Genomic DNA, 239 nt, shown 5'->3' with positions numbered 1-239 from the left:
TCGGCGTTCTCAGCAACAACGACGGCTGCTTGATCGCCCTGACGCCGGACCTGAAGGCCCTTGGCGTCAAGATGGGCGATCCTTGGCACCTCGTCGCCAAGAAGCCAGAGCTGGCGCACGTCGGCATCCGGTCATCCAACTATGCGCTGTATGGCGACATGAGCCGGCGCGTCTATGAGGTGCTGGCCGAGCGAACGCCCCGCGTCGAACCCTATTCGATCGATGAGATGTTCTTCGAC

At 61.9% G+C, this 239-nt stretch carries 1 pseudogene; it reads left to right on the top strand.

The features are described 5' to 3' along the window. A pseudogene (locus CVH10_RS24070) lies at window positions 1-239 on the top strand (Y-family DNA polymerase); the annotation flags it as partial.

The sequence above is a fragment of the Halomonas sp. ND22Bw genome, from assembly GCF_003011945.1.
GTDB lineage: Bacteria > Pseudomonadota > Gammaproteobacteria > Pseudomonadales > Halomonadaceae > Halomonas > Halomonas halophila.
Note: the sequence above shows the minus strand (reverse complement) of the source record. Positions and strands in the feature narration are given on the sequence as shown.